This is a genomic window from Sulfitobacter faviae (assembly GCF_029870955.1).
GTDB classification, from domain to species: Bacteria; Pseudomonadota; Alphaproteobacteria; order Rhodobacterales; family Rhodobacteraceae; genus Sulfitobacter; species Sulfitobacter faviae.
Genome location: NZ_PGFQ01000001.1, coordinates 304498 through 331260, shown reverse-complemented (window position 1 = coordinate 331260; position 26763 = coordinate 304498). Strand labels below are relative to the sequence as shown.

The window sequence follows — 26763 nt, the reverse complement described above, 5'->3', positions numbered from 1 at the left end:
ACCATGCGCGCGCCGATCTCTGTCGTCATTCCCAGTCTCAACGCGGCCACGGGGCTGCCCGCTTGTCTCGCCGCGCTCGTCGAAGGCTTGCAGGCCGGGCTGATCCGCGAGGTGATCTTGAGCGATGGCGGCTCCACGGATGGCACGCGCGCGCTGGCCGAAGGCTGGGGGGCTGAGGTCGTCTCGGGCGCGCCTTCGCGGGGCGGGCAGTTGCGGCGTGGCTGCGACGCGGCGCAGGGCGCGTGGCTCTTGGTGCTGCACGCCGACACGGTGCTGGCCCCGGGCTGGAGCGATGCGGTGCAGGATCACATGGCGCACAGAGCCGAAGGCGCGGGGTGGTTTCGCCTGCGCTTCGATCAGCGCGGTTTGGCGCCGCGTTTGGTGGCGGGCTGGGCGAACCTGCGCAGCGCTCTTGGCTTGCCCTATGGCGATCAGGGTTTGCTTTTGCCCCGCGCGCTTTATGACGCGGTGGGCGGCTATCCCGATCAACCGCTGATGGAGGATGTGGCGCTCGCCCGCGCCCTGCGCGGCCGCTTGACCCGGCTCAATGGCGTCGCCGTGACCAGTGCCGAGAAATACCGCCGTCAGGGCTGGCTGCGGCGCGGGGGGCGCAACCTCTGGACGCTGGCGCGCTATGCGATGGGGGCCAGCCCCGAGGCGCTCGCCGAAAGCTACCGGCGTTCGTGAAAGGGGCGCGGGTTTGCCCACGCCCCGCGCATTCAATTAAAGAACGCCGCCCCGATCCGCTGGAGCAGATTGGGCTGGCGCGCCCTTTCGCGGCGTTTCTTCGCGGAGAGGGCGCTGAGGCCGCGGGCATCCGATACGGTCTTTCCGTCTCGATATTGCAGGCGGTAGAGGTCGGCATAGATGCCGCCGCGTTCCATCAGCTCGTCATGGGTGCCCTCATCGGTGACGCGGCCCCGGTCCATCACCACGATCTTATCCGCGCTGCGGATGGTCGACAGCCGGTGTGCGATGACGATGGTGGTGCGGCCCTTGGCGAGGCGATCAAGCGCATCCTGCACGACCTGTTCCGATTGCGCGTCCAAGGCGCTGGTGGCCTCATCCAACAGCAGGATCGGCGTGTCGCGCAGCAGGGCGCGGGCGATCACCACGCGCTGGCGCTGCCCGCCCGACAGGGCTGAGCCGCGTGGGCCCACGCGGGTTTCCAGCCCCTGTTCCAACTGCGGCAGGAAGTCCGCCACATGGGCGGCTTTCAGCACCCGGTCGAGCTCTTCATCGGTGACATTCTCGCGGCCCAGCACGATGTTTTCGCGCAGGGTTTCATCGAACAAGAGCGCCTCTTGCGTCACGACAGAGAAGAGGCCGCGCAGGTCCGGTATGGTCATCGCGCTGGTGTCGACCCCGCCGATCCGCACGCTGCCGCTTTGCGGGTCCACCAGCCGGGTGAGCAGGTTGAAGATGGTCGATTTCCCCGCCCCCGAGGCCCCGACCAGTGCGGTCGTCTGGCCCGCTTTCGCGGTCAGGTCCAAGCCGTTCAACACCTTCGTGTCACCATAGGAGAGCGAGACATCTGTCAGGGTCACATCGGGCGGGCCATCGGGCGCGGCCTGCGCTTTGTCCGGGCTGCGCAGGTGCAGGGGCGCGTCGAGCAGCTCTTTGATCCGTTCCAGCGCGGCGGCGGCCATCTGCCATAGGCCGCTGATCGCCCCGAGACGCCGCAGGGGGAGAACATGAACCCCAGCGAGGTGAAGAAGGTCATGAACTCGCCAATGGTTTTGTTGCCCGCGATGATCTCGGAACCGCCATAGACGATCACGGCCATGAAGCCGATGCCCGACATGATGTCGATCATCGCTGGGATCGCAGAGTTGCCAAAGGCGGCACGGACTTCGGTGCGGATAAAGGTGCGGGTCAACTCGCGGTACTGGCGGGCCTGGTAGTCCTCCAGCGCGTTGAGCTTGATTTGTACGATGCCGTGGAAAACCTCGTCCAGCCGGGTCGAGAGGCTGGCTCCGATATCGCGCGCCTCGCGCGAGCGGGCGCGGACGAAACGCTGGGCGATGGCGGCGGGCAGCACCATCAGCGGCACGCCGACCATTGCCAGAAGCGCCCAGATCGGGTCAATCGCGATGGCCACGCCCATGAGGATCACCAGCCCCACCAGATCGCGCCCCGCGCCGGTGATCACCGCACGCCAGACATCGCTGACCGCATTCACATCCGATTGCACGCGTTGCACCAGAAAGCCGGGCGGGTGGCTTTGGTGAAAGGCGCCGTCTTGCTGCATCATCCGGTCAAGCAGGTCGATGCGCAGATCCGCCGCCGTGCGCTGTGCCACGCGGGTCAGCAGCACCTTTTGCACCACCGTGGCGAGCGCCCGCAGCGCAAAGATCGCCACCAGCACCAGACCGACCCAGACCAGCGCCCCACGGTCGCCGCCGACGAAGACGCGGTCAAACATCGGCTCCATCAGTTTGGCCAGCACGCCCAAGGTGGAGCCTTCGATGATCATGAAGATCACCGCGATGGCCATCAGACCGGTGTGTTTCTTTAGATAGTCCCGCCAAAGCCAGCGCATCAACTGCGCGGAGGTGTAACTGTCATCATTCATACCGGTGCCTGATCCTTTTGGGCAGTCTGATCCCGTGTACGAAAGCCGCGCAGGCAGGGCAAGGCATCGCGCAGGGCGCGCAAGGCGGGCAGGGGGTGGCCTGCGCGCGTGGAAGGGCGGCGCGGGGGCGCGCCTTACCTAAGGTCCGATCGCGTGTTGACCCCGGCCTGCCGGGCAGTAAGCTGCGCGCGACCGTCCCCCGGTCACGCATTTTCAAAACGGCAGCCAATATCATGATAAAGCAGAATAAACTCGCCCCCGGTCGTTCGTACCTCGCCATTCCCGGCCCCTCGGTCATGCCCGACGCGGTGCTGAGCGCGATGCACCGCGCGGCCCCCAATATCTATGAAGGCGAGTTGGTCGAGATGATGCCTGCACTGGCCGCTGACCTGAAGCGCGTGGCGCGTACAGATCGTCATGTGGCGATGTATATCAGCAACGGCCACGGCGCTTGGGAAGCCGCGCTGAGCAATGTCATAGCCCCCGGCGACCGGGTGTTGGTGCTGGCCACGGGGCGTTTCGGCCATGGCTGGGCCGAAATGGCGACGGGGCTGGGGGCGGAGGTGGATATCCTCGACTTTGGCCGCAACGCGCCCGTCGACCTCGCACAGGTGGCCGAACGCCTGAAGGCCGACAGCGGCCACCAAATCAAGGCGGTGATGGCGGTGCATGTGGACACCTCAAGCTCGGTCCGCAACGATGTGCCGGGCCTGCGCCGCCTGTTGGATGAGGCGGGCCACCCCGCGCTCTTGATGGCCGATTGCATCGCGTCATTGGGCTGTGAGCGCTTTGAGATGGACGCTTGGGGCGTTGATGTCATGGTCACCGCTTCGCAAAAAGGGCTGATGGTGCCGCCGGGCATGGCCTTCGTCTTTTTCAACGACCGGGCCGAGGAAGCCCGTGCGCGTCTGCCCCGCGTGAGCCGCTATTGGGACTGGTCGCCGCGCGCCCATGCGCAGGAGTTTTATCAATACCACGGCGGCACGGCGCCGACGCATCACCTCTACGGCCTGCGCGCCGCCCTCGATATCATCCATGAAGAAGGGATCGAGCAGGTCTGGCAGCGCCATGAAACGCTGGCCCGGGCGGTCTGGGCGGCCTGTGAGGCGTGGTCGGCTGAGGGCAGCCTGCGGTTCAACATCGAAGACCGCGCCCTGCGCAGCCATGCCGTCACCGCGCTGCGGCTGCAAGCGCCCCATGCGACCGAGTTGCGCGATTGGGTGCAGGGCAATTTGGGGCTCACACTGGGCGTGGGTCTGGGCATGGCCCTGCCGGGGGAACCTGCGTGGCACGGGTTCTTCCGCCTTGGCCATATGGGCCATGTGAATGGCCATATGATCATGGGGCTGCTTGGCGGGATCGAAGCCGGGCTTTCGGCGCTGAAGATCGACCACGGGCCGGGCGCCTTGCAGGCGGCGGCGGAGGTGATCGGCGGGGCTTAAGCCCCGCGCGCGTCCGCTAAGGCCTCGGGCAAGGCGGCGGCGAAGTGATCCAGCTCCTCCGCCGTGCTGCAACTGATGCGGATGCAGCGGTTTTGCGGGGCGGCAAAGGGCATGCGCACGAAGATCCCCCGCGCCACCAGCGCGTCGAGCACCGCCTTGGCGAAAGCGCCATCGCGGCCACAGTCGACCGCGACGAAATTGGCGGCAGAGGGGAGGGTGCTGAGCCCGTTTTCTTCGGCGATTTGGGCGATCCGGCGGCGGGCTTCGGCGATCTTGGTCTGAACCTCTTTCAGGTAGCTCTGATCCTGCACCGCCGCCAAAGCCCCCGCCTGCGCCGCGCGGTTCAGGCCAAAGTGATTGCGGACCTTGTGAAAGGCGGTGATCAACTCGGGCGCGGCGATGGCATAGCCGATCCGCGCCCCGGCAAGGCCGTAGGCTTTGGAGAAGGTCCGCATCCGGATCACCCGCGGGTCATCGGCGGAAAGTTCGGGTGCGGTGCCCTCGGGGGCGCATTCGATATAGGCTTCATCCAGCAACAGCAGGCTGCCTTGGGGCAGGTCGTCGAGCGCGCGTGCCAGTGCCGCGCCCTCATGCCAAGTGCCCATCGGGTTGTCGGGGTTGGCGAGGTAGACCAGCTTGGCATCCACCTCCGCCGCCTTGGTGAAAAGCGCCGCCGGGTCTTCGTGATCGTCGCGGTAGGGCACCCTGTGCAGCACGCCGCCAAAGCCCGTGACGTGGTAGTTGAAGGTCGGGTAGGCGCCTTCGGAGGTCACCACCGCATCGCCTTCGCCCACCAGCAGACGGACGAGATAGCCCAGCAGCCCGTCGATCCCTTCGCCGACGATGATGTTCTCGGGCGCGATGCCGTGCAGTTCGGCCAGCGCCGCGCGCAACTCCATGCTTTCAGAATCGCCATATTTCCACATCTCGGTCTCTGCCATGGCCGCGATGGCGCGGGGCGAGGGGCCAAAGACGTTTTCATTGGCGCCAAGCCGCGCTTTGAAGGGGCGGCCAAGGACGCGCTCCTGCGCTTCGGGGCCCACGAAGGGGACATTGGCGGGCAGGCGTTGGGCGAGGGGGTGAGGCGTGCATATGTCATGCGCCAAGGTGTAGGGGCGGGCCCGTGAGAGGGCAAGTGCCGCAGCACCTGCCGCCACGTTTTGCTGGTGCCGCGCGGTGATCTGCGGTGAACTGCGCCAAACATTCAGGAGAACAGCCATGCCCCGCGTCACCACCCGGATCGAAGACCATATCGCCCATGTCACCCTCACCCGCGCCGACAAGATGAACGCGGTGGATGATGAGATGATCGAGGCGATCATCGCGGCAGGGCAGGAGGTTGCGGCCTCGGACGCCCGGGTGGTGTTGCTCTCGGGCGAGGGCAAAGGCTTTTGCGCGGGCATTGATATTGGCGGGCTGTCGGGGATGCTGGGGCAGGATGTTGAGGCGCTGATCATGCCCCGCAGCCATGGCGAGGGCTCGACGAACAAATGGCAAGAGGTGTCGATGGTTTGGCACCGTTTGGAAATCCCGGTGATCGCGGCGCTGCATGGGGTGGTTTTCGGCGCCGGGATGCAGCTGGCGCTTGGGGCAGATATTCGGATTGCCGCGCCGGATACGAAGCTCGCGGTGATGGAGATGAAATGGGGCATCGTGCCGGATATGGGCGGTATGGTGCTGCTGCCGCGGCTGGTGCGCTCGGACGTGTTGCGGCGGTTGACCTATACCGCCGCGCCCGTGGAGGCCACGCAGGCCGAGCGTTGGGGGCTGGTGACCGAGGTCGCCGAAGACCCGCAGGCGGCGGCGTTGGAGCTGGCGCAGGTGATCGCGGGGAAGGGGCCGAACGCGGTGAAGGCGGCGAAACGGTTGATTGGCTATGCGGAGTCGGGGGCGTCGGATTTGGATGTGCTTGAGGCCGAGTCGCGCGAGCAGGCGGCGCTGTTGGGCAAGCCCGAGCAGATGGAGGTGATCGCGGCGGAGTTCGGCAAGCGGCCTGCGGTGTTTAAGTAGGACGGCAAGCGCGGCATTGGCCTTGCGCCTGACAGCCCGGAATCAAGGCCGCAGGCCGCCGGGCAGCGCCAGACCGCCCGAACGGGCTGGCGCTTTTGCAACCGAAGTGCTGTCCTGTGAGCTTGGCGTAAGTGCTGCGGGGATAAATTGCCCAACTGGCGCGTTAGATGCGCCAACCCGCGGTCTGGCACTCCCCGGCTAGCACGCCGATTGCCCGTCTCGCTACAGCCCGGAAACAAGGCCGCAAGGCCGCCGGGCAGCGCCAGACCGCCCCCGGGCTGGCTCTTTTGCAATCGAAGTGCATTCCTGCGAACTTGGCGTAAACGCGGCGGAGATAAACTGCCCAACTGCCCCCTATGCAGCGCCATCCCGCGGTCTGGCGCTGCCCGGCTTTGTTGGTCTCAGCCCAGTTCCGCCAACCGGTCCAGTGCCGCCTGCAATTGGTCCGCCTCTTCCTGACGCGCCGCGAGGTTCGCCTGCGCTTCGGCCACCACCTCTTCCGGCGCGGAGGCGGCGAACTTGGGGTTGTTCAAACGCCCCTTCAGCCCACCGATCTCCTTGCCCAGCTTGTCGAGCGATTTCTGCAGACGCGCCTTCTCGGCGTCGATGTCGATGAGGCCGGCCAAGGGCAGGCCGAAGCTCGCCCCCGGGGCCGCGATCGAGACGGTGCCCTTGGGGAAGCTGTCGGCCTTCTCGAGGCTCTCAACCCGCGCCAGACGCTTGATCATCACCTCGTTGCGGTCCCATGCCCCTTGTGCTGCCTCGTCCATCTCTGTCACCAGCATCGGCACTTTCAGCCCGGCGGGCACGTGCATCTGCTGGCGCGCCGAGCGGATGCTCTCGATGAGGCCGATCACCCAATTGAGCTCCCGGTCCGCGTCGGCATCGAGCAGATCGGCAGTGGTGTAGGCGGGCCAATCGGTGAGGGCCAGAAGCTCATCGCGCTTGGCGGTGGTCTGCCAGAGCTCCTCGGTGATGAAGGGCATGATCGGGTGAAGCAGGATCAGGCATTGCTCCAGCACCCAAGCCATGGTCGCACGGGTTTCCGCAGCCTCGGGCGCGTCGTCCTGCAACAGAGGCTTCGACAGCTCCACATACCAGTCGCAGACCTTGCCCCAAACAAAGGCGTAGAGCGCGTTGGCCGCGTCGTTGAAGCGGAAGTTGCCGAGTGCGGCATCGACCTCCTCGCGCACCCGGGCGGTCTCGCCCACGATCCACTTGTTCAGCGTGGCGGTGGGCTGCGGCAAGGCGGCGGGCATGGCCTCAAACACGCCGTTCATCTCGGCAAAGCGATGCGCGTTCCACAGCTTGGTGCCGAAGTTGCGGTAGCCCGCGATGCGCTGCGTCGAGAGCTTCAGATCGCGCCCCATCGCCGCCATCGAGGTCAGGGTGAAGCGCACGGCGTCGGCGCCGTAGTCGTCGATCAGCTCCAGCGGATCGAGCACATTGCCCAAGCTTTTCGACATCTTCTTGCCCTTCTCGTCGCGCACCAGCGCGTGGACATAGACGGTGTCGAAGGGTTTTTGGTCGACCACGGCATATTGCATCATCATCATCCGGGCGACCCAGAAGAAGATGATGTCGAAGCCGGTGACCAGCACGGAGGTGGGGAAGTATTTTTCCAGCTCCGCCGTCTGCTCGGGCCAGCCCAGCGTGCCGATGGGCCAGAGGCCGGAGGAGAACCACGTGTCGAGCACGTCGGGATCGCGGCGCAGGGTCTTGCCCGGCGCCATGGCCTGCGCCTCTTCCTCGGTGGGGGCGCAATATTCGTTGCCCTCGTCGTCGAACCACACCGGGATCTGATGGCCCCACCAAAGCTGACGCGAAATGCACCACGGCTCGATGTTCTCAAGCCAATGGAAATACACCTTGCGGTCCTGTTCGGGCAGGATCGTCACTTCTCCCGAGCGCACGGCGTCGATGGCGGGCTGCACGATCTTGTCGGTGGCGACGAACCACTGGTCGGTCAGCATCGGCTCGATCACCACCTTGGAGCGGTCGCCGAAGGGCTGCATGATCTTCTTGGCCTCCACTAGCGGCACGAGGTTCTCTTCCTCGGTGCGCATCTCGCCGCCCTCGCCGGGCTCGACGGGGCCTTCTTGGCGGCGCGGCCAAGGCGGGGATCGGTCGCCTCGGTCATCACGGCGAGGCCTTCGGCTGTCACGTCTTCGACCACGCGCTTGCGGGCCTCGAAACGATCGAGGCCACGGTAGGCTTCCGGAACCAGGTTGATCTCGGTTGCGTCCTCGGGCGCGGCTTCGGAGCCCTCGGCGATGGCCTGCGCGCGGGCGGCGGCCTGATCGTAGGGCAAGCCATCGGCGCGCATCCGGCCTTGGGTGTCCATCAGCGCGTAGAGCGGGATGTTGTTGCGCTTGGCGACGCCGTAGTCGTTGAAGTCATGCGCACCGGTGATCTTCACCGCGCCCGAGCCGAAGTTCTTGTCCGGATATTCGTCGGTGATGATCGGAATGAGGCGGCGCTGCTCTTTCGGGCCAACGGGAATTTCGCAAAGTTTACCGACGATTGAGGCGTAACGCGCATCTGATGGATGAACTGCAACAGCACCGTCGCCCAGCATGGTCTCGGGCCGGGTGGTGGCGATGGAAATATAGTCGCGCTCTTCCTCGAAGAGCACGTTGCCGTCTTCGTCCTTCTCCACATAGGTATAGGTTTCACCGCCCGCGAGGGGGTATTTGAAGTGCCACATGTGGCCGTCGACCTCGGTGCTCTCGACCTCGAGGTCGGAGATCGCGGTCTCGAAATGCGGATCCCAGTTGACCAGCCGCTTGCCGCGGTAGATCAGCCCCTTGTTGTACATGTCCACGAAGACCTTGATCACGGCATCGTGGAAGTTGCCTTCCTCGCCCTCGGGGCGCCGGGCGCGCCGGACATGGTGAAGGCGTTGCGCGACCAGTCGCAGGAGGCACCCAGACGGCGCAGCTGGTCGATGATCGTGCCGCCGGATTTCTGCTTTTGCTCCCAGACCTTGGCGGTGAAAGCCTCGCGGCCCAGCTCGCGGCGGCCGGGCTGGCCGGTGGCGGCCAATTCGCGTTCCACCACCATCTGCGTGGCAATCCCCGCGTGGTCCTGACCCGGCTGCCACAGCGTGTCGAAACCCTGCATCCGGTGCCAGCGCACGAGGATATCCTGTAGCGTGTTGTTGAAGGCATGGCCCATGTGCAGCGAGCCGGTGACATTCGGCGGCGGGATCATCACCGAGAAATGCGCGTCCCGCTGCGCATTCGCGCCCGCTTTGAACGCGCCCTTGGTCTCCCAATCGGCGTAGATGCGGCTTTCCGCCTCGGCGGCGTTGAAGGTCTTTTCGAGTGCCATGGTCATGATCCCTTTTGTTGCGCCCCGTTTAGCGCTCTGGCGCGGTAAGGGAAAGACCCCTGACAGGGGCTTGAGGCGCGGGGGCAGGGCTCAGCCGCTGCGGTCGATCTTGGTGCTGAGGTGGATCAGGCTCTCACTGCCCTTGACGCCGCGCGTCTCGCCAATGCGGTCGAGGGTCTCGTCCAACTCCTGCGTGGTTTGCGCCGCGATCTGCACCAGTAGGTCAAAGCGGCCCGAGGTGGTATGCACCACCTGCACCGCAGGCAGGCTGCGCAGCCGCGCTAAAACCGCGGGGCCTGCGCGCAGCTCGATATTGACCAGCGCCGTGGCATGTAGCGGCGCGCGGGCCGCTTCGCCCAAACGCAGCGTATAGCCGAGGATGGCGCCGCCGCGTTCCAACCGTTCCAGCCGGGCTTGAACGGTGGTGCGGGCAAGGCCAAGGCCGCGCGCCAGATCGGCGACCGGCTGGCGAGCATTGGATTGCAGCGCCGCGATCAAAGCGCGGTCGGTATCGTCAAGTTGTGCCGTCATGCTGTCACTTCGCCCAAAGTTCGCATCACTTTAGGCGGTATGACACGATGAATCGACCAAAATTCGCGCTTCACTGGGGAAAAGCAGTGAAGAGGCCCCCATGCAGCATATCACTCCCCTTTCCGACACGCCCACAGCCTATCTGGCGAAACACCGCCCCGACGCGCCGGCGTTGTTTCTGGCCCCTTCGGTGCTGCAAGCCACCGCGCGGCGGTTTCAGGCGGATTTCGACGGGCTGGTGACCTATGCGATCAAGGCGAACGACCGGGCGGAGGTGCTGTCGAACCTTGTCGCGGCAGGGATCACCACCTTCGATGTCGCCTCTCCGGCAGAGATGGCGGCGGTGCGGGCGGTCTGCCCGCAGGCGGTGCTGCATTACAACAACCCCGTGCGCTCGACCTCCGAGGTGGAGGCCGGGATCGCGGCGCGGGTCTATAGCTGGTCGGTCGACGACATGTCGGAACTGGCCAAGCTGCGCGACGTGCCGCGCGACAATGAGGTGGCGGTGCGCTTTGCCTTGCCGGTGAAGGGCGCGGCCTATGACTTCGGCTCAAAATTCGGCGCGGTCCCTGAAGAGGCGGCGGTGCTGTTGCGCGCGGTTGTCGAGATGGGGTTCACGCCGTCGATGTGTTTCCACCCCGGCACGCAGTGCAACGATCCGCAGGCTTGGGTGCAATATGTCCATGCGGCGGCGGATATTCTGCGCATGGCCGGTGTCTCGATCGACCGGCTGAACATCGGCGGGGGCTTCGCCGTGGACCGTGGGTTTGACGCGCCGGACCACCGAGCCGTCTTTGCCGCCGTCAAAGCGGCGCTGGCCGAGAGCTTTGGCGCGGGTGCGCCTGCGCTGCTCTGCGAGCCGGGCCGTGCGATGGTGGCCGATGCCGCCGTGTTGGCCACCCGCATCAAGGGGATGCGCAACGACGGGCGGACTGTCTTTCTGAACGATGGTATCTATGGCGGGCTGCCTGATCTGCGCGACATGGGGCTTTCGGGGCTTGTCGATGTGGTCGGCCCCGATGGCATGCGGCGTCAGGGGGCAGCCAAGCCGCGCGTGGTCTTCGGCCCGACCTGCGATTCGCTGGACCGTCTGCCCGATGGGCTGCCGCTGCCCGAAGATGCGCAAACCGGGGATTACCTCTTGTTCGGCGGCATGGGGGCCTATTCCATCGCCATGTCGACCGCCTTCAACGGCTATGGGTTGGCAGGGGTGACACTGGTCTCAAGCCTTGAAGGCGCGCTTACCCGCAAGGCGGCCTGAGCCTCTGGACACTGGCGGCGCGCCCGCTACTGTTGCGCTGAAAGAGGCAGGGCAGCAAGGGCGGTGTCAGATGGAAAAGTTCGGGAAAAGCCAGCCGGTCAAACGGGTGGAAGACCACCGCTTCCTGACCGGTGCGGGCCGCTATGTTGATGATATCGCCCCGCCGAGGCGCTGCATGGCGTTTTTTTCCGCGCGCCCGTGGCCCATGGGGTGATCACTGAGTTGGACGTAGACGATGCCCGCGCGGCGGATGGCGTGCATCTGGTGCTGACCTGCGCCGATCTGGAGGCGGCGGGACTGAATATCGCCCTGCCGCATACGGTCGTCGACAACCGTGATGGCAGCAAAGGGGCGGCACCGCTGCGTCCGATGCTGGCCAAGGACCGCGTGCGCTATGTGGGCGAGCCGGTGGCGCTGGTGGTGGCCGAGAGTTTGCAACAGGCCCGCGACGCGGCGGAGATGATCCTTTTCGACGCTGACGATCTGCCCGCCAAGATGGATGTCGCCCAGGGCGGTGAGACCCTGCATGCAGAGGCCCCCGACAACCGCGCCTTTGACTGGCATATGGGCGATGAGGCCAAGGTCGAGGCGGCTTTTGCCAAGGCCGCCCATCGCGTCAAGCTGGAGGTGGGGGATAATCGTATCATCGTCAACTCCATGGAGCCGCGTGGCTGCTATGCCGAATGGACAGAGGGCCGGTTGCATGTGGCGCTGGGCGGGCAGGGCGTCTGGGCGCATAAGGGGTTTCTGACCAAAGCCTTCGGCCTGCCCGAAGACGCGGTGCGCGTGACCAATCCCGATGTGGGCGGTGGGTTCGGCATGAAGGCGATGACCTACCCGGAGTATTTCTGCGTGGCCCAAGCCGCGCGGGCGCTGGGCCGTCCGGTGCGCTGGATGTCGGAGCGGACCGAAGCCATGCTCACCGACAACGGGGGGCGCGATCTGTTGTCTTGGGCCGAGTTTGCCTTTGACGAAAACCACAAGATCACCGCCTACCGTGTCGATACACGCTGCAACCTTGGGGCTTATAACAGCCAGTTCGGCCAGCCGATCCAGTCGCAGCTCTTCTCCAAGGTCTTGATGGGCGTCTATGACGTGCAAGACACCTATCTGCATGTCGAAGGGTTCTACACCAACACCGTGCAGGTCGACGCCTACCGTGGGGCCGGACGGCCCGAAGCGATCTATGTGCTGGAGCGGCTGATGGACCGTGCGGCGCGTGAGTTGGGCGTCGATCCGTGGGAGTTGCGGCGGATCAACTTCATCAAGCCTGAGCAATTCCCCTATACCACTGCCACGGGCGAGCTTTACGACGTGGGCGATTTCGCGCGGCTGCTGGCCCGTGTGGGGCAAGAGGCCGACCGCGACGGTTTTGCCGCGCGCCGGGCGGCGGATGCCAAGCGCGGCCTGCTGCGCGGTCAGGGGCTGTGTTACTATATCGAGAGCATTTTGGGCGATCCCTCCGAAGGGGCCAAAGTGGTTTTCGAGGGCGATGGCCGGGTGACGATCTATGTCGGCACCCAAAGCAATGGGCAGGGGCATGAGACGGTCTATGCGCAGTTCCTCTCGGATCAGACTGGCATCCCCGCCGAGCGGATCGACGTGGTGCAGGGCGACAGCGATCTGATCAAGAAGGGTGGCGGCACCGGCGGTTCGCGCTCGGTCACCACGCAGAATACGGCGACCTTGGCCACAGTGGCGAAGATCACCGAAGTCTTCACCGCCTTTCTGGCCGAAGAGTTGGGCGTCGCTGCTGCGGATATCACCTTTGACGACGAACGCTTTCGCGCGGAAGGGTCGAACATCAGCCCGACCATGCTTGAGGTGGCCGAGATGGCCCGCGCCAAGGGCCGGGACGATCTGCTGAGCCATCACGAACGCGCCAGCCTGCCGGGGCGCAGCTATCCCAACGGGGCGCATGTGGCCGAGGTGGTGATCGACCCCGAAACCGGGGTGGTGACGCTCGACCGTTACACGGTGGTCGACGATTTCGGCAATCTGATCAACCCGATGCTGGCCGAGGGGCAAGTCCATGGCGGTGTGGCGCAGGGCATTGGCCAAGCGGTGCAGGAGCGGGTGGTCTATGACGAGGACGGCCAGCTTTTGACCGCCACCTTCATGGATTACGCCATGCCCCGCGCGGCCGATCTGCCGATGATCTCCTTCACCTCCGAACCGGTGCCCTCCACGGCCAATGTCATGGGCATGAAGGGCTGCGGGGAGGCGGGCACCGTTGGCGCCTTGGCGGCGGTGTCGAATGCGGTGCAAGATGCCCTGTGGGAACGCGGCGTGCGGCAGGCAGATATGCCGTTCACCCCGCACCGGGTCTGGGAGATGCTGCAAGGTGCCGCAATCGCAGCCGAGTAAAACCCTGTTCCAACGGCTCTTCGGGCGGTTCTGGCGGCGGCCTGAAAGCGACTTCGGCCCGCGCCGGGGGGCGGTGACCCATGTTATCATCCTCGACGGGACCATGTCCTCGCTCGAACTGGGGCGCGAGACCAATGCGGGCATTGCCTATGGCCTCTGCCGCGAGATGGGCAGCGCCCTGTCGATCTATTACGAGCCGGGGCTGCAATGGCGCGATTGGCGCAGCGCTATGGATGTGATCTTGGGCCGCGGGATCAACCGGCAAATCCGCCGCGCCTATGGATATCTCGCCTCGCGCTACCGACCCGGAGATCGGATTTTCCTGCTGGGCTATTCGCGCGGCGGCTATGCGGTACGCTCCCTCGCCGGGGTGATCGACCGGGTGGGGCTTCTGCGCGCCGAGGTGGCGACAGAGCGTAACATCCGCGATGTTTACCGCCATTATGAGGCGCATCATCTGAGTAAGGCGGGCGAACTCTTTGCCCGGGCCAACTGCCACCCCGAGGTTGAGATCGAGGCGATTGGCGTTTGGGATACGGTCAAGTCGCTGGGACTCAACGCGCCGCTGTTCTGGCGGTTCTCGCAGCCGCTGCATATGTTCCACAACCACGACCTGAGCCGCAACGTGAAGAACGGCTTTCAGGCGCTGGCCCTGAACGAGACCCGCGTCGCCTATGCCCCGGTGCTATGGACCACGCCCGAGGGCTATGACGGGCGGCTTGAGCAGGTCTGGTTCCCCGGCACCCATGGCGACGTGGGCGGCCAGTTGGGCGGGCATGAGGCCGCGCGCCCCTTGGCCAATATCCCGCTGGTCTGGCTGCTGTCGCGGATGGAGGAAAGCGGCCTGCCACTGCCCGCAGGTTGGGCCACGCGGTTCGATCAAGATCCCGCCGCGCCCTCCATCGGGCGCTGGCGCGGCTATGGCAAGATGCTGGTGACCCGCCGCCGCCGGGTGGTGGGCGCGGACCCGTCCGAGCGGCTGCACGAAAGCGTGGAGCAGCGCCGCGAACAAGCCGCGCCACAACCGGGGTTGCTGGCCCGGATGCAGGGGGTGATTTCCAGCCTCTAACCGGGGTCGCGGTCCGAAGGGTGGTTGATGCCATCGCTATAGGGCAGCGGCTCCATCTCCCAAGGCAGGACCCCTTCGATCGCACCAAGGTTCACGCCGCATTCATCGGGGTTCGAGCGGCGGCGGTGGTGGGTGTAGATGCCGCAGGTCTTACAGAAATAGTGCTGCGCCGTATGCGTGCCCCAAGTGTAGAGCGTGAGGTTCTCGGCCCCTTTCAACACGGTCACCGTCTCGACCGGAGCCGTTACCGTGGCGGCGCCGCGGCGGCGGCAAAAGGAGCAGGTGCAGCGCGCGGCCGAGGCCAGACCGCGCGGAAACAGCGCTTCGATCACCACGGCCCCGCAGTGGCAAGAGGCGCGGCGGGTTTCGGAGGTTTCGGTCATTTGCGTCTCACTTTCGGAATGCGACTTTCGCTCAGGTCATAGTCTGCGGCGGCATGGGGCGGATGGCCGTGGGTTTGCCGCCAAAAGGCAAAGCCGCCCCGCCGCAGCCAGAGCGGCAAGGTCAGCAGCAGCCCCGCGATGAACCCGCCCGCATGGGCCCAATAGGCCACCCCGCCGGTGCCCGGCGTGGCCCCGATCCCGCCAATGAATTGCATGCCGAACCACAGGCCCAGCATGATCCACGCCGGGATCGCGAAGATGCGGAAAAACACGATAAAGATCACCAGAATGTCGACCTTGGCACGGGGGAAGAGCAGCAGGTAGCCTCCCATCACCCCCGCAATCGCGCCCGAGGCCCCGACCATAGGCACCCATGAGAGCGGTTCTGTCACGACTTGGCCCAGACCCGCGGCGATGCCGCAGGCAAGGTAGAACAGCAGATAGCGCCCATGGCCCATCTCATCTTCGACATTGTCGCCGAATATCCACAAAAACAGCATGTTACCCGCCAGATGCATCCAGCCGCCATGCAGAAATTGCGAGGTGATGAGGCCGAAATACCCCTCCCCATGGCTCAGCCGCGCGGGCAGCAGGGCGTAGCTGTAGTAAAACTCGGCCAAGGCGCGCTCATCCGCCATCAGCGACAGGGACGACAGGAACACCCCAATGTTGAGCGCCATCAGCCCATAGGTGACGAAGGGCGTTCGGCCCGAGGGGTTGTGATCGCGGATCGGGAACATGCGGGCCAGCCTTTGCCAAGTCGTCCGCAGCGTCAAGCGGCGCGGGGGATCGTCATGCCCTTAGCTGCGCCCGCGGGGGCTTCTGTCAAGCGGAACCGAGCAAATCCCGTGCGATCCGCTCAAAAATACCGGCGCCTAAGGGGATCAGATCATCGGGGAAATCGTAATCGGGATTGTGCAGGGCGGCGTAGCCCTCGCCGGGGCCAAGGCAGAGCATCGCGGCCTTGGCATCGCGCCCGAACAGGCCGAAATCCTCGGAGGCGCGCATCGGCAAGTTTTTCTGCCCGTGCGACACGCCAAGCGCGTCCATCGCCGCGGCGGCGATCGCGTAGGCTTCGGGGTGGTTGATGGAGGCGGCGAAATGGTCTGATTCCGCGAAAGCTGCCGTCAGCCCATGGGCCTCGGTCACGCGGGCGACTTCGGCGTGCAGGGCCACTTCGATCTCGGCCAGCGCATCGTCGCGGGTGCTGCGCAGGGTGGCATAGAGCGCCGCTTCGCCAGGGGCGACGCCAAAGGTCGGCTCGCCCATGCGCAGATGGGTGAGGGTGACGAGACGGAAGTCATCGTCAAGCGGCCCGCCGGGGCCGAGCGCTTGCAGCGCCGGGATCAACTCGGCCAGCGCAAGGGCGGGGGAGGTGCCATCCTCGGGGCTGGCGGCATGGGCGGTCTTGCCGTGCAGGGCGATGGAGATGCCTTTCGAGGCGCAGTTGATCAGCGCGGGCGCGGTGTCGACATGGCCAAAGGGGCGGCCCGGCTCGACATGGATGGCAAAGGCGTAATCGGCAGCGATCTCGGCATAGGTGGGGTCGTTCACCACCGCCCGCGCGCCGCTGCCGTCCTCCTCGGCCGGTTGGAACATCAGCACCACGCGGCCCTTTGCGACGGGGCGGCGCCCGATCATCCGACCGAGCGCCAAGAGCATGGTCATATGACCGTCGTGGCCGCAGACGTGGGACTTGCCCGGCACCTTAGAGACCCAAGGAATGTCATGTTCCTCGGGGATCGGCAGGGCGTCGAGTTCCGCGCGGAAGAGCACCGTGGGGCCGGGGTTGCCGCTATCGAAAACCGCCGCCACCCCATTCCCGCCAAGGCCGGTGAGGATGCGCGTAGGCGCGAGCTTTTCCAGTTCCGCCGCGATGGTTCGGGCGGTCTCCACTTCCTCGCCCGAGATCTCGGGGTATTGGTGGAGCGCCCTGCGAAACTGCGTCAACTCTTCGATATCGCGGTTCGTCAGCATGGCGCTCCCCTCATTGCGCGGCCCGTTCAGGCCATCATTCCCAAGAGCTGTGCATTGCCGCCCGAGGCGGTGGTGTCAACACAGACATGGCGCTCGGCGCGGACGCGCGCGGTGTCGGGCTTGCCGCGCAGAAGCGGGATGATCGCCCCCTCGCGGGCCGCCAGCGCCTTGTCGATCTGCCGCGCCGTCTCCTCATCGCCCCACCAGAGCACGCCGCCATAGGCCGGGCCGGTGGTGAGCCCTTCGGGGTCGATGCGGCCTGTGGCCTCAACCGCGACACCGCCGAGGGCGCGCACGGCCTTGGCCTGCGCCGTGGCCGCCTCGGCCCCCGGTCCCATGCAGAGAAGCGCGGGGCGGGGCAGAGTGGAGAGGCGGTTGCTCTCGCCGGTCGGCCCGGGCATCGACTGGGTTTCAAGCACGGTGGAGGGATGCGCGGGGAGGTCGGGCAGGCTCTGCTGCGCGTTGTCCCATGTGCCCGCGGCCTCCTGATGGTCGGGCGCCGCGAAACGCTCCAGATAGTTCGGCCCGCCCGCCTTCGGCCCGGTGCCCGAAAGCCCCTCGCCACCGAAGGGCTGGCTGCCGACGATGGCGCCGATCTGGTTGCGGTTCACATAGATATTGCCCGCCTCGATCCGCTCCGAGACATGCTGCACCCGGTCGTCGATCCGCGTGTGCAGGCCGAAGGTGAGGCCGTAGCCGGTTGCATTGATCGCGTCGATCACGGCGTCGAGCTCATGGCTCTTGAAGGTCGCCACATGCAGCACGGGGCCGAAGATTTCCCGCTTCATGTCGCTGATGCCGTTCACCCGCAGGATCGCGGGGCCGACGAAAGTGCCGCCTTCGGGCGCTTTCAATTCGGCGATCAGCCGGCCCTCCGCGCGGGCGGCCTCGACATGATCGACGATGGTCTGGCGCGCGGCATTATCGATGACGGGGCCCACGTCGGTCGACAGATGCCACGGATCGCCCATGCGCAGCGCCTGCATTGCGCCCTTGAGCATGGTGATCAGGTCCTCGGCGATGTCCTCTTGCACGTAGAGGCAGCGCACGGCGGAGCAGCGCTGGCCCGCGGACTGGAAGGCGCTTTCGACGATCGCCTGCACGGCCTGCTCGGGCAGGGCGGTGCTGTCGACGATCATGGCGTTAAGACCGCCGGTCTCGGCAATCAGCGGGGTGCCGGGGGCGCAGTGTTCGGCCATGTTGGCGCGGATGCGCAGGGCGGTGGCGGTGGAGCCGGTGAAGGCCACGCCGTTGACGCGGGCGTCGCCCGTGAGTGCCGCGCCCACCTCGCCGCCGCCCGGCAGCAGTTGCAGCGCCGCGCGCGGCACGCCGGCCTCGTGCAGCACCTTGACGGCAAGCTGTGCGATCAGCGGGGTTTGTTCGGCCGGTTTGGCCAGTACGGCATTGCCTGCGGCCAATGCTGCCGTGACCTGCCCGCAGAAGATCGCCAGCGGGAAGTTCCACGGCGAGATGCAGGTGAAGATGTCCGCGGGCGGCTCGTTGGTGGCCTGACCGGCGTAGTAGCGCAGGAAATCCACCGCCTCGCGCAGCTCGGCCACGCAGTCGGGCAGTTGCTTACCGGCTTCGCGGGCAAGGATGGCAAAGATCTCGCCATAGCGGTCCTCGAACATGTCGGCGGCGCGCAGAAGCGTGGCGCGGCGGGTGTTCAGCGAGGCGTCCCAAGGCGCGGCATTGTCGAGCGCCGTGGCCACATCGGCCTCGGAAGCAGGGCGCACCGTGCCGGGAGAGGCACCCCCGGTGGGATTGGCGACGGTTTCATCCGCCTCGGGCGCAGCTTCGCCCGCCAGCAGCGGTGCGGCTTCCCATGTGGCGTCCGCGAAGGGGGCGCGGGCTTCTTCGATCGCGGCGAGGGTTGGAGTATGCGCCAGATCGAAGCCCCGCGCATTGGCGCGCTGCGGTTGGAACACCTCTGGCCCTTTCGGGATCGTTGGGGCGTTGTCCTGAAGTTGGTCGAAGGGGTCGGCGGCCACGACTTCTGGCGGCACGTCCTCGTCAACGATCTGGTTCACGAAGCTGGAGTTCGCGCCGTTCTCCAGCAGACGCCGGACGAGATAGGCCAGCAGATCGCGGTGCGCGCCGACGGGAGCGTAGATGCGGCAGCGGGTGCCGTGTTTCTGCATAACGATGTCATGCAGCGTCTCGCCCATGCCATGCAGGCGCTGGAACTCGTAGGCCTCGGGGTCGTCGGCCATATGCAGCACGGCGGCGACGGTATGGGCGTTATGGGTGGCGAACTGCGGGTAGATGCGGTCGGTCATGCCCAAGAGTTTGCGGGCATTGGCGATGTAGCTGACATCCGTGGCCGCCTTGCGGGTGAAGACCGGGAAACCGTCGATCCCCTCAACCTGCGCTTGCTTGATCTCGGTGTCCCAATAGGCGCCCTTGACCAGCCGCACCATGATGCGGCGGTCATGACGCTGCGCCATGTCATAAAGCGTGTCGATCACCACGCCGGCGCGCGGGCCGTAGGCCTGCACGACCACGCCGAAACCGTCCCAACCGGCCAGCGCGGGCTCGCCCATCACCGTGTCGATCACCTCGAGCGAGAGTGCCAAACGGTCGGCCTCCTCGGCATCGATGTTGAGGCCCATGCCAGCCGATTTCGCCAAGAGCGCCAGCGCCCGGAGGCGTGGCACCAAATCGCGCATCACGGCCTCTTCCTGCGCCAACTCGTAACGCGGGTGCAGGGCCGAGAGCTTGACCGAAATGCCGGGGTTCTTGCGGATGTCGTCATGGGTGCAGGCATCTGCAATGGCCGAGATCGCGCGGGAATAGCTGAGGTGATAGCGTTTGGCATCGGCCTCGGTCCGCGCGGCTTCGCCCAGCATGTCGTAGCTATAGGTGAAGCCCTTCTTCTCCATGCCGCGGGCGCGTTTCATCGCGGCCTGAATGTCCTCGCCCAGCACGAACTGGCGGCCCATCTCGCGCATGGCGCGGCTGACGGCGGTGCGGATCACCGGCTCCCCCAGACGTTTGATCGCCGCCCGCAGGTGGCGCACCGGGCCGGGCTGGTCATCATCCAGCACGCGGCCCGTCAGCATCAGCGCCCATGTCGAGGCGTTGACAAGGCTCGAGGTCGAATGCCCCATGTGGCGGCCCCAGTCCGACGGGGCGATCTTGTCTTCGATCAGCGCATCGATGGTCTCGGCATCCGGCACGCGCAGCAGCGCCTCGGCGAGACACATCAGCGCCACGCCTTCCTCGGTGCTGAGGCCATATTCGGCAAGGAAGACTTCCATCATGCCGGGGGCCGAGGTGCCGCGGATGTCACGCACCAGACCCGCAGCATCGGCGGTGATCTTGGCGCGGTCCTCGGGCGAAAGATCGGCCTGCGCCTTGAGCTCGGTCAGCAGCGCGTCAGGCTCAGCATAGGTGCGCGCGTCGATGGTTTGGCGAAGGGCGGGGGCGTGATCGAGGGCCATGGCAAGCTCCAGTTGATGTTTGGACCAGAATACCGCATGTTGAGCAGGCTAATCGACTTAATATGTCTGTCATGATAGTCGTTGGGACTGAACGAGAGGGTCACCGCATGTCAAATGAACTTTTCAATCTGGACCGGTTCGACAGCGCGATTCTATCGGTGTTGGCCGAGGACGGGCGCATCAGCATCACCGATCTTGCCCGCCGCATCGGCCTGTCGAAATCCCCCACCCAAGCGCGTCTGCGCCGGTTGGAGGAAAGCGGCGTGATCCTTGGCTATCGCGCCCTTTTGGACCCGATCCGGCTGGGGCTGGATCATGTCGCCTTTGTCGAGGTGCGCCTGAACGACACGCGCGAGGCGGCCTTGCGGGCCTTCAACCTTGCCGTGGCTAAGGTGCCAGAGATCGAACAGGCCCATATGATCGCGAGCCATTTCGACTATCTGATCAAGGTGCGCACGCGGAACATGTCAGAATATCGTCGCTTTCTGGGGGAGGTGATTTCAACCCTGCCGCATGTGGCCAGCACCTCGACCTATGTGGCGATGGAGGCGGTGAAGGAAACCATGCTGGCCGATACGGCCTGAAGCATCGTGCCAGAACCATGGGGCCGGGGGCATTCGCCCATTTACACCGCCCGCGTGATGCTTATTGTGCGCCCCGATGCGGGCGTGATGGAATGGTAGACATACCAGACTTAAAATCTGTTGGGGCGTAGCCCCGTGTGGGTTCGAGTCCCACCGCCCGCACCACTGTTTTCAAAGGCTTAGCTTGCTTGGGCCAGCGTCGCAGGCTCTGCCAATTGCGTGGCGCCGGGGATGAAGACGGTAAAGGTCGTGCCCTGACCAAGCGTGCTTTTGACCGTGATGTCGCCGCCATGGGCAAGGGCCAGTTTCTTGCAGATCGCCAGCCCCAGCCCGGTGCCGCCCTCGGCGCGGTCATCGGCGTCTTCGATCTGGGTGAAAGCCTCGAAAATGCGGTCCAAATCCTGCGCGGCGATGCCGACGCCATTGTCTTCGACCTCGAAAACAAACCCGCCCGCGTGCAGGCGCGCGCGCAGATAGATGTCCCGCGCCTTAGAGAATTTCAGCGCATTGCCGACGATATGGCCCAGCAGTTGCAGGCTGCGGCGGCGGTCAGCGGTGACGGTGAGCGGCGGGGTGTCGATATGCAGCGTAGCGGTCTTGTCATGCGCGGCGCCGTGGTGCTCTTCGACCACTTCCTCCAAAAGCGCGCGGGTGTCGAAGGCCGTCTTGTCGAGCGCGAGGTCGTTCAACTCCATATTCGTATAGTCGAGGATGTCGTTGATAATGGTCAACAATTGCCCGCCCGCGAATTTGATGCGCTGGCCGTAGAGTTCCGCCTGATCACCCATTTTGCTGAAATGCTCGGACCCGGGATGCTCCTCAGGGCCCAGCTTGGCGAGGTTGTGGCGTTTGAGTTCCGACAGGAAGCTGGCGTAGCCGATCACGATGGTCAGCGGGGTGCGCAATTCGTGGCTGAGCACGCTCATGAATTCCGATTTCGCCCGGCTGGCACTTTCGGCGGCATCGCGGGCCTTTCGCAGTTCCTCGACGCTTTCGTTGCGAGTGCGGTTTTCGACAACATAGCTAAAGAGCGCGGCCAGCGCGATGATGGCGGCGGTGCCGGCGATGATCAGCGCGATTAATCTATATTCAACTGGGTTGGCGTAAAGCGGCTGCGCGGCCAGCGGGGTGACCTGAAAAGCAGCCATGCCGGTGAAATGGAGCAGGATGATCGCCATCGCCAAAAGCGCGGTCATCCACACCACGCTGCCCTTGCCCCCACGGCCCGCTGCGCCAAGCGCGAGGGTTGCAAGGACGACCGCGATGATGACGGAGGCGGTCAGATACCCCATGTCCCAATGGATCGCGCCCTGCACGCGATAGGCCACCATGCCGGTGTAATGCATGGCCGAAATCGCCAGCCCAAAGATCGTCCCGCCCAGAACCGTGGCCCGTCGGGATTTGAGCAGCCCGGCGATGACGACGCCCAAGATCGAGCCGACGATGGCGATGATCAGCGACAGGAAGGTGAGCGAGAAATGGAACGTCGCCGGCGCGTCGAGCTGATAGGCAAGGATCGCGATGAAATGGGTGCACCAGATCGTCACCCCCGCTGTCATCGCGGTCAGATAGCACCAGATCAACGCCTGGCGACGCGGCTGTTCAAGCACATGCCGATAGAGCCGTGCCACCACCCAGCTGCCGAAGATACAAAGAAGTGCTGCAAGCAGCACGAGCCCGAGGTCGTGATCGTGATGAATTGTATGGGCGACCCGGAACATCTTTATCCTATCTGATATTAACACTTGGTTAATTGCTGTCGGAATAGGGCGAAAATAAGTCTCTCGCAAGTTCACACTGTGCCTACATTTTTTAACTCCGTGGTAAGACCTTGCCGCTAATCCTCTCCCAAGGTCGGCAGTGGGGCGGGACGAGGTAGAGGCGGCAGATGGCAGGTTCAGGGAAAGGAGGGCGATCGTTTAACCTCTTACGGCGCATGGTTTTTTGCCTGCGGGGCTATGTTGCTCGGATGCTGGGCTCCGTTGGGTGGTGCGGCGCGGCAAGGCTCGACGGGCCGCGTGAGAGGGTGAGCATGTCAGACGGAGATACCGCTGCTGGGGAGGACAGCCTTACCTCAGGGCAACTCCCGCTCATCTCCATCGTTTTCGCGGCAGAGCGGCGCATGTTTAGGCAGAACCTTGATGGTCGGCCCAAGGGAGGGCTTCGCGGAGCGCTTGTGCCCTCTCCCGGCCCCGCGGGCGGGAAGGGGGCCGCGGGTGAGGCCATCCTATCCCCGGTCAAGGCCGATATGGCCGAAATCGACGTGGTATTCTCTCCCGATGGGCGCGTTTGCCATGCCAATGAGGCGGCCTGCGGTGTCACCTATGGGCTGGGGGATTGCCTGATCGGGCAGCATATCAGCGATCTGTTCGGGCCGCGGCTCTGCGATGGGGCTGAGATCGGCACGCTTTGGGCGCAGGCGCTTGAGGGGCTGGCGCCGCAGGGCGGCTTTCAGATGCACCCGGGGGAAGAGACGGCCCGCATTGTCCACGGCTGGCTCACGGCGGAGCGGGATCCCGAGGGGCGGCGGCATGGCGTCCGGTTTCGGGGTGTCGAAGCGGCGGCGAATGGCGTGGGGCCGGTGCGCGCGGTCTCAGGCGGAAAGCGCGCGCGGAGCGGTTAGCCGAGCGCCTTCGCCGTAGAACGAAACAGCGGCGCACAACCCGCGCCGCTGTTCCTACATTTCTGATCAGTCGCGCTTACCGGCGAAACGTTCGGCCCAGCTTTCGCGGTCCTCATCGCTGATCTTGGCAAAAAGCACTTCGGGCACTTCAAAGCCGTGGCCGGGGGCAAGCTTGCCCAAGGCCGCGGGCACATCGTCGGGCCAGGGCATGTCTTCGACCTTCATCGCCGCCAGCATCGAGGCCGAGGCCGTGGGGATGAAGGGTGCGGAAAGCACGGCGTAGAGCGGGATCAGGTTCAGCGCCAGCCGCACCTGCGCCGCCGCGCGGTCGGGGTCGGTCTTGAAGGTGGTCCAAGGCGCTTGGGCTTGCAGATATTCGTTGCCCGCCGCCCAGATGCCGCGCAGTTCGGCGGCGGACTTGCGGACCTCCATCGCCTCCATCAGCGTCTCGTAACGGGCGACGCGGGCGGTGATGTCTTCGATCAGCGCCTGTTCCGCCTCGCCGTATTCGCCGGCCTCGGGCACCGCTTCGCCGAATTTGGAGCGGCAGAACTTGGTGATCCGGCTGACGAAATTGCCCAGTACGTCGGCCAAATCCTTGTTCACCGAGGCTTGGAAATTTTCCCAAGTGAATTCGGCATCCGAGGTCTCAGGCGCATGGCTCAAGAGCCACCAGCGCCAGTAATCCGCCGGCAGGATTTCCAACGCCTGATCCATGAAGACGCCGCGCCCACGCGAGGTGGAGAACTGACCGCCGTCATAATTGAGGTAATTGAAGGACTTGATGTAATCCACCAGCTTCCACGGCTCGCCCGAGCCCTTGATCGTGGCGGGGAAGCTGAGCGTGTGGAAGGGGACATTGTCCTTGCCCATGAACTGGGTGTAGCGCACGTCTTCGGCGCCGCGGTCGGTGCGCCACCAGCTTTCCCAATCGACGCCTTTGCCCGCATCGACCCATTCCTGCGCGCAGGCGATGTATTCGATGGGCGCGTCGAACCAGACGTAAAAGACCTTGCCTTCCATGCCCGGCCAATCCTGATCGCCGCGTTTCACCGGCACGCCCCAGCTCAGGTCGCGGGTGATGCCACGGTCTTGCAGCCCGTCGCCGTCATGCAGCCATTTCTTGGCGATGGAGGTGGTCAGCACGGGCCAGTCGGTCTTGCTGTCGATCCAAGCGTCGAGCTCGTCCTTGAGTTGGCTTTGCTTGAGGAACAGGTGCTTCGTCTCGCGCATCTCCAGATCAGTGGCGCCCGAGATCGTCGAGCGCGGGTTGATCAGGTCCTCGGGGTCGAGTTGCTTGGTGCAATTGTCGCATTGATCGCCGCGCGCATCCTCGAAGCCGCAGTTGGGGCAGGTGCCCTCGACATAGCGGTCGGGCAGGAAGCGCCCGTCGGTCGGCGAATAAATCTGCCGTTGGGAGACCTCTTCGATCAGCCCGCGGTCGGCCAGCGCGCCTGCGAAATGCTGCGTGAGCTTGCGGTTCTGCGGGCTGGACGAGCGGCCAAAGTGATCGAAGGACAGGCCGAACCCTTCGGCGATGCGGGCCTGTGTTTCATACATCTCGGCGCAATATTCATCGACCGGTTTGCCCGCTTTCGCGGCGGCAAGCTCGGCGGGGGTGCCGTGCTCGTCCGTGGCGCAGAGGAACAGAACATCCTGCCCCCGGCCACGCTGATAGCGCGCGTAGAGGTCCGCAGGCAGCTGGCTGCCCACGAGGTTACCCAGATGTTTGATCCCGTTGATATAGGGGATGGCGGAGGTGATGAGGTGGCGTGTCATATAAATATTCCCGTGCTTGGCGCAGCCTTATCGCAAGGGCTGCGCCAGTTCCAGCAAAAGACGGGACCGGTCAGTCGCGGTCCCGCGCGCGGCCCAAGAGCCGCCCGATGAGAAAGCTGGTCCGTGGCGCGTAGACGTAGGGCGTCCGCTCGGCCAAGGTGGGGCGCGCGCGCATCCGGGCAAGGCCAAAGACCACCAACCCCCATGCGCCGCCGCGATCATCGCGAAAAGCGCCGCCGCGCCGAAATTGTCGATCAGGACCGAGGCGAGATAGGGCGCGCCGATGGCACCCAGAGCGAAAAAGAACATCAGGGCGGCGGAAAGCTCTACCCGCTCGTCGGAACTGGCAAAGTCATGGGCATGGGCGGCAGAGACCGAATAGATCGGAAAGGTCGTGGCGCCGAAAAGCCCGGCCGAGAGCATGATCCCCGCCGTGCCATAGCCCGCGCCCATCACGGTGACCGCACAGCCGCCCATCGCAGCGACCGAGAGCCAGATCAGCACCCAGCGGCGGTCGAACTTATCGGCCAGCATCCCCATGGGGTATTGCGCAAGCGCACCGCCCAGCACGAAGGCGGCAAGGAACCACGCGATTTGCGGCGCGCTGAGGCCGACTTCTTGACCGTAGATCGGCCCGACCATGCGGAAAGACGCGCTGGAGACGGCGGCCACGATGACCCCCGCCGCCGCCAGCGGTGAGCGGTCAAAGGCGAGGCGTGGGCGCAGCCGTGGCTGGCTGGGCGTTTCGGGCGGGCGGACCTTGGTCAGCGTCAGCGGCAAGAGGGCAGCACAGCAGCCGATGGCCAGCAGGTTGTAAGAGACGTAAGACGCCGGGGCGAGCACGCCCACGATCAACTGCGCGGCGAGCGAGCCGCTCATGTCCACCACCCGGTAAACGCCCATGGTGCGCCCGCGGGTCTCATTGGTGACCTTGGCCTGCATCCATGCTTCGATCACCGTATAGCAGCCCGCCACGCACATGCCTGACGCGACACGCATCAGCCCCCATGCGTAAGGGTCCACCACCATCATATGCGCCATCAGGCCGATTGATCCGGCGGCGGTGAAGGCGGCAAAGGCGCGGCTGTGGCCGACGCTGCCCATCAACCGAGGCGCCCACCAGCAGCCGATGAAGAACCCCAGAAAATGGGCCGAGCCGAGCATACCGATTTCCTGTCGGCTGAACCCAAGCTGCGCGCCTGACAACACGTCGATCGGCCCCACACCCCCGGTGGAGAGTTGCAGAAGGATGACCGAGAAGAACAGGGCGGCGAAGGATATGAGCAGGCGCATGGGCGCAGATTGCGTCCATTGCTGCCCAAACGGAAGGCCGAAAGCACCGAGGCCGCGCTTTTGTCGGGGTGCTAGGATCGGCGCGGGCCAATT

The 26763-nt window shown here is 65.3% G+C and carries 15 protein-coding genes, 1 tRNA gene and 4 pseudogenes; 9 read left to right on the top strand and 11 right to left on the bottom strand.

What is annotated here, in order from left to right:
• Positions 1-3 precede the first annotated feature (3 nt).
• Entirely contained in the window at positions 4-687 is a 684-nt protein-coding gene (locus CUR85_RS01745; RefSeq protein WP_067265152.1) for a TIGR04283 family arsenosugar biosynthesis glycosyltransferase, read from the top strand.
• Positions 688-719: 32 nt separating this feature from the next.
• On the opposite strand, the pseudogene CUR85_RS01740 reads toward CUR85_RS01745, so the two are convergent.
• Positions 720-2575 (bottom strand): annotated as a pseudogene (locus CUR85_RS01740) (ABC transporter ATP-binding protein).
• Between the two features lie 233 nt (positions 2576-2808).
• Here CUR85_RS01740 and CUR85_RS01735 point away from each other — a divergent pair.
• Entirely contained in the window at positions 2809-4017 is a 1209-nt protein-coding gene (locus tag CUR85_RS01735; protein WP_067265146.1) for a pyridoxal-phosphate-dependent aminotransferase family protein, read from the top strand.
• Here the strand turns inward: CUR85_RS01735 and CUR85_RS01730 are convergent.
• Positions 4014-5237, bottom strand: coding sequence for a pyridoxal phosphate-dependent aminotransferase (locus CUR85_RS01730; protein WP_280321257.1), 1224 nt, complete (start codon positions 5235-5237; stop codon positions 4014-4016). The genes CUR85_RS01735 and CUR85_RS01730 overlap by 4 nt on opposite strands.
• On the opposite strand from CUR85_RS01730, the gene CUR85_RS01725 reads away from it, so the two are divergent.
• The gene (locus tag CUR85_RS01725) at positions 5236-6027 is read left to right on the top strand and encodes a crotonase/enoyl-CoA hydratase family protein (protein WP_067264668.1); all 792 of its coding nucleotides are present in this window, start codon (positions 5236-5238) and stop codon (positions 6025-6027) included. The genes CUR85_RS01730 and CUR85_RS01725 overlap by 2 nt on opposite strands.
• 401 nt (positions 6028-6428) lie before the next feature.
• Here the strand turns inward: CUR85_RS01725 and CUR85_RS01720 are convergent.
• Together CUR85_RS01720 and CUR85_RS01715 are read right to left on the bottom strand one after the other, a co-directional pair.
• Positions 6429-9360: pseudogene (locus CUR85_RS01720) on the bottom strand (valine--tRNA ligase).
• Between the two features lie 90 nt (positions 9361-9450).
• Complete coding sequence (locus tag CUR85_RS01715) at positions 9451-9891, bottom strand: Lrp/AsnC family transcriptional regulator (RefSeq protein ID WP_067267498.1); 441 nt, start codon at positions 9889-9891, stop codon at positions 9451-9453.
• Between the two features lie 100 nt (positions 9892-9991).
• Here CUR85_RS01715 and CUR85_RS01710 point away from each other — a divergent pair, with 100 nt between their 5' ends.
• From CUR85_RS01710 to CUR85_RS01700, 3 genes and pseudogenes are all read left to right on the top strand, one after another.
• Positions 9992-11152, top strand: coding sequence for a type III PLP-dependent enzyme (locus CUR85_RS01710; protein WP_067267495.1), 1161 nt, complete (start codon positions 9992-9994; stop codon positions 11150-11152).
• A gap of 70 nt (positions 11153-11222) precedes the next feature.
• Positions 11223-13519: pseudogene (locus CUR85_RS01705) on the top strand (xanthine dehydrogenase family protein molybdopterin-binding subunit).
• The gene (locus CUR85_RS01700; RefSeq protein WP_067267491.1) at positions 13497-14588 is read left to right on the top strand and encodes a DUF2235 domain-containing protein; all 1092 of its coding nucleotides are present in this window, start codon (positions 13497-13499) and stop codon (positions 14586-14588) included. Before CUR85_RS01705 ends, CUR85_RS01700 begins: the two are co-directional and overlap by 23 nt.
• Here CUR85_RS01700 and CUR85_RS01695 read toward each other — a convergent pair.
• From CUR85_RS01695 to putA, 4 genes are all read right to left on the bottom strand, one after another.
• On the bottom strand, positions 14585-14971 hold the full coding sequence (locus CUR85_RS01695) for a GFA family protein (protein WP_067267489.1): 387 nt from the start codon (positions 14969-14971) through the stop codon (positions 14585-14587). The two genes, CUR85_RS01700 and CUR85_RS01695, sit on opposite strands and share 4 nt — an antisense overlap.
• Entirely contained in the window at positions 14968-15711 is a 744-nt protein-coding gene (locus tag CUR85_RS01690) for a rhomboid family intramembrane serine protease (RefSeq protein WP_067267488.1), read from the bottom strand. The genes CUR85_RS01695 and CUR85_RS01690 overlap by 4 nt, the downstream gene beginning before the upstream one ends.
• A gap of 85 nt (positions 15712-15796) precedes the next feature.
• Positions 15797-16948 (bottom strand): amidohydrolase, encoded by a 1152-nt coding sequence (locus tag CUR85_RS01685; protein ID WP_067267487.1) that lies wholly within the window; start codon positions 16946-16948, stop codon positions 15797-15799.
• A 26-nt stretch (positions 16949-16974) separates the two neighbouring features.
• Positions 16975-20391 carry a bifunctional proline dehydrogenase/L-glutamate gamma-semialdehyde dehydrogenase PutA gene (putA, locus tag CUR85_RS01680; RefSeq protein WP_067267486.1) on the bottom strand — a complete coding sequence of 1139 codons (3417 nt, stop codon included), beginning with the start codon at positions 20389-20391 and terminating at the stop codon, positions 16975-16977.
• Between the two features lie 107 nt (positions 20392-20498).
• Here putA and CUR85_RS01675 point away from each other — a divergent pair, with 107 nt between their 5' ends.
• Positions 20499-20975 carry an Lrp/AsnC family transcriptional regulator gene (locus CUR85_RS01675; protein WP_067267484.1) on the top strand — a complete coding sequence of 159 codons (477 nt, stop codon included), beginning with the start codon at positions 20499-20501 and terminating at the stop codon, positions 20973-20975.
• A gap of 78 nt (positions 20976-21053) precedes the next feature.
• A tRNA-Leu gene (locus tag CUR85_RS01670) sits at positions 21054-21140 on the top strand.
• Between the two features lie 14 nt (positions 21141-21154).
• Here CUR85_RS01670 and CUR85_RS01665 read toward each other — a convergent pair.
• On the bottom strand, positions 21155-22696 hold the full coding sequence (locus tag CUR85_RS01665) for an MHYT domain-containing protein (RefSeq protein WP_067267483.1): 1542 nt from the start codon (positions 22694-22696) through the stop codon (positions 21155-21157).
• A 455-nt stretch (positions 22697-23151) separates the two neighbouring features.
• On the opposite strand from CUR85_RS01665, the gene CUR85_RS01660 reads away from it, so the two are divergent.
• The gene (locus tag CUR85_RS01660; RefSeq protein WP_067267482.1) at positions 23152-23598 is read left to right on the top strand and encodes a PAS domain-containing protein; all 447 of its coding nucleotides are present in this window, start codon (positions 23152-23154) and stop codon (positions 23596-23598) included.
• Positions 23599-23664: 66 nt separating this feature from the next.
• Here the strand turns inward: CUR85_RS01660 and metG are convergent, their stop codons facing one another.
• The gene (gene metG, locus CUR85_RS01655; protein WP_067267481.1) at positions 23665-25377 is read right to left on the bottom strand and encodes a methionine--tRNA ligase; all 1713 of its coding nucleotides are present in this window, start codon (positions 25375-25377) and stop codon (positions 23665-23667) included.
• Positions 25378-25447: 70 nt separating this feature from the next.
• Positions 25448-26670 (bottom strand): annotated as a pseudogene (locus CUR85_RS01650) (MFS transporter).
• Positions 26671-26763 lie beyond the last annotated feature (93 nt).

Coding starts and splice junctions, on each gene's coding strand:
- CUR85_RS01665 (WP_067267483.1), bottom strand. CDS start 22,696: ATGTTCCGGGTCGCCCATACAATTCATCACGATCACGACCTCGGGCTC.
- CUR85_RS01695 (WP_067267489.1), bottom strand. CDS start 14,971: ATGACCGAAACCTCCGAAACCCGCCGCGCCTCTTGCCACTGCGGGGCC.
- CUR85_RS01730 (WP_280321257.1), bottom strand. CDS start 5,237: ATGGCTGTTCTCCTGAATGTTTGGCGCAGTTCACCGCAGATCACCGCG.
- CUR85_RS01725 (WP_067264668.1), top strand. CDS start 5,236: ATGCCCCGCGTCACCACCCGGATCGAAGACCATATCGCCCATGTCACC.
- putA (WP_067267486.1), bottom strand. CDS start 20,391: ATGGCCCTCGATCACGCCCCCGCCCTTCGCCAAACCATCGACGCGCGC.
- CUR85_RS01675 (WP_067267484.1), top strand. CDS start 20,499: ATGTCAAATGAACTTTTCAATCTGGACCGGTTCGACAGCGCGATTCTA.
- CUR85_RS01710 (WP_067267495.1), top strand. CDS start 9,992: ATGCAGCATATCACTCCCCTTTCCGACACGCCCACAGCCTATCTGGCG.
- CUR85_RS01715 (WP_067267498.1), bottom strand. CDS start 9,891: ATGACGGCACAACTTGACGATACCGACCGCGCTTTGATCGCGGCGCTG.
- CUR85_RS01685 (WP_067267487.1), bottom strand. CDS start 16,948: ATGCTGACGAACCGCGATATCGAAGAGTTGACGCAGTTTCGCAGGGCG.
- CUR85_RS01735 (WP_067265146.1), top strand. CDS start 2,809: ATGATAAAGCAGAATAAACTCGCCCCCGGTCGTTCGTACCTCGCCATT.
- CUR85_RS01690 (WP_067267488.1), bottom strand. CDS start 15,711: ATGTTCCCGATCCGCGATCACAACCCCTCGGGCCGAACGCCCTTCGTC.
- CUR85_RS01745 (WP_067265152.1), top strand. CDS start 4: ATGCGCGCGCCGATCTCTGTCGTCATTCCCAGTCTCAACGCGGCCACG.
- metG (WP_067267481.1), bottom strand. CDS start 25,377: ATGACACGCCACCTCATCACCTCCGCCATCCCCTATATCAACGGGATC.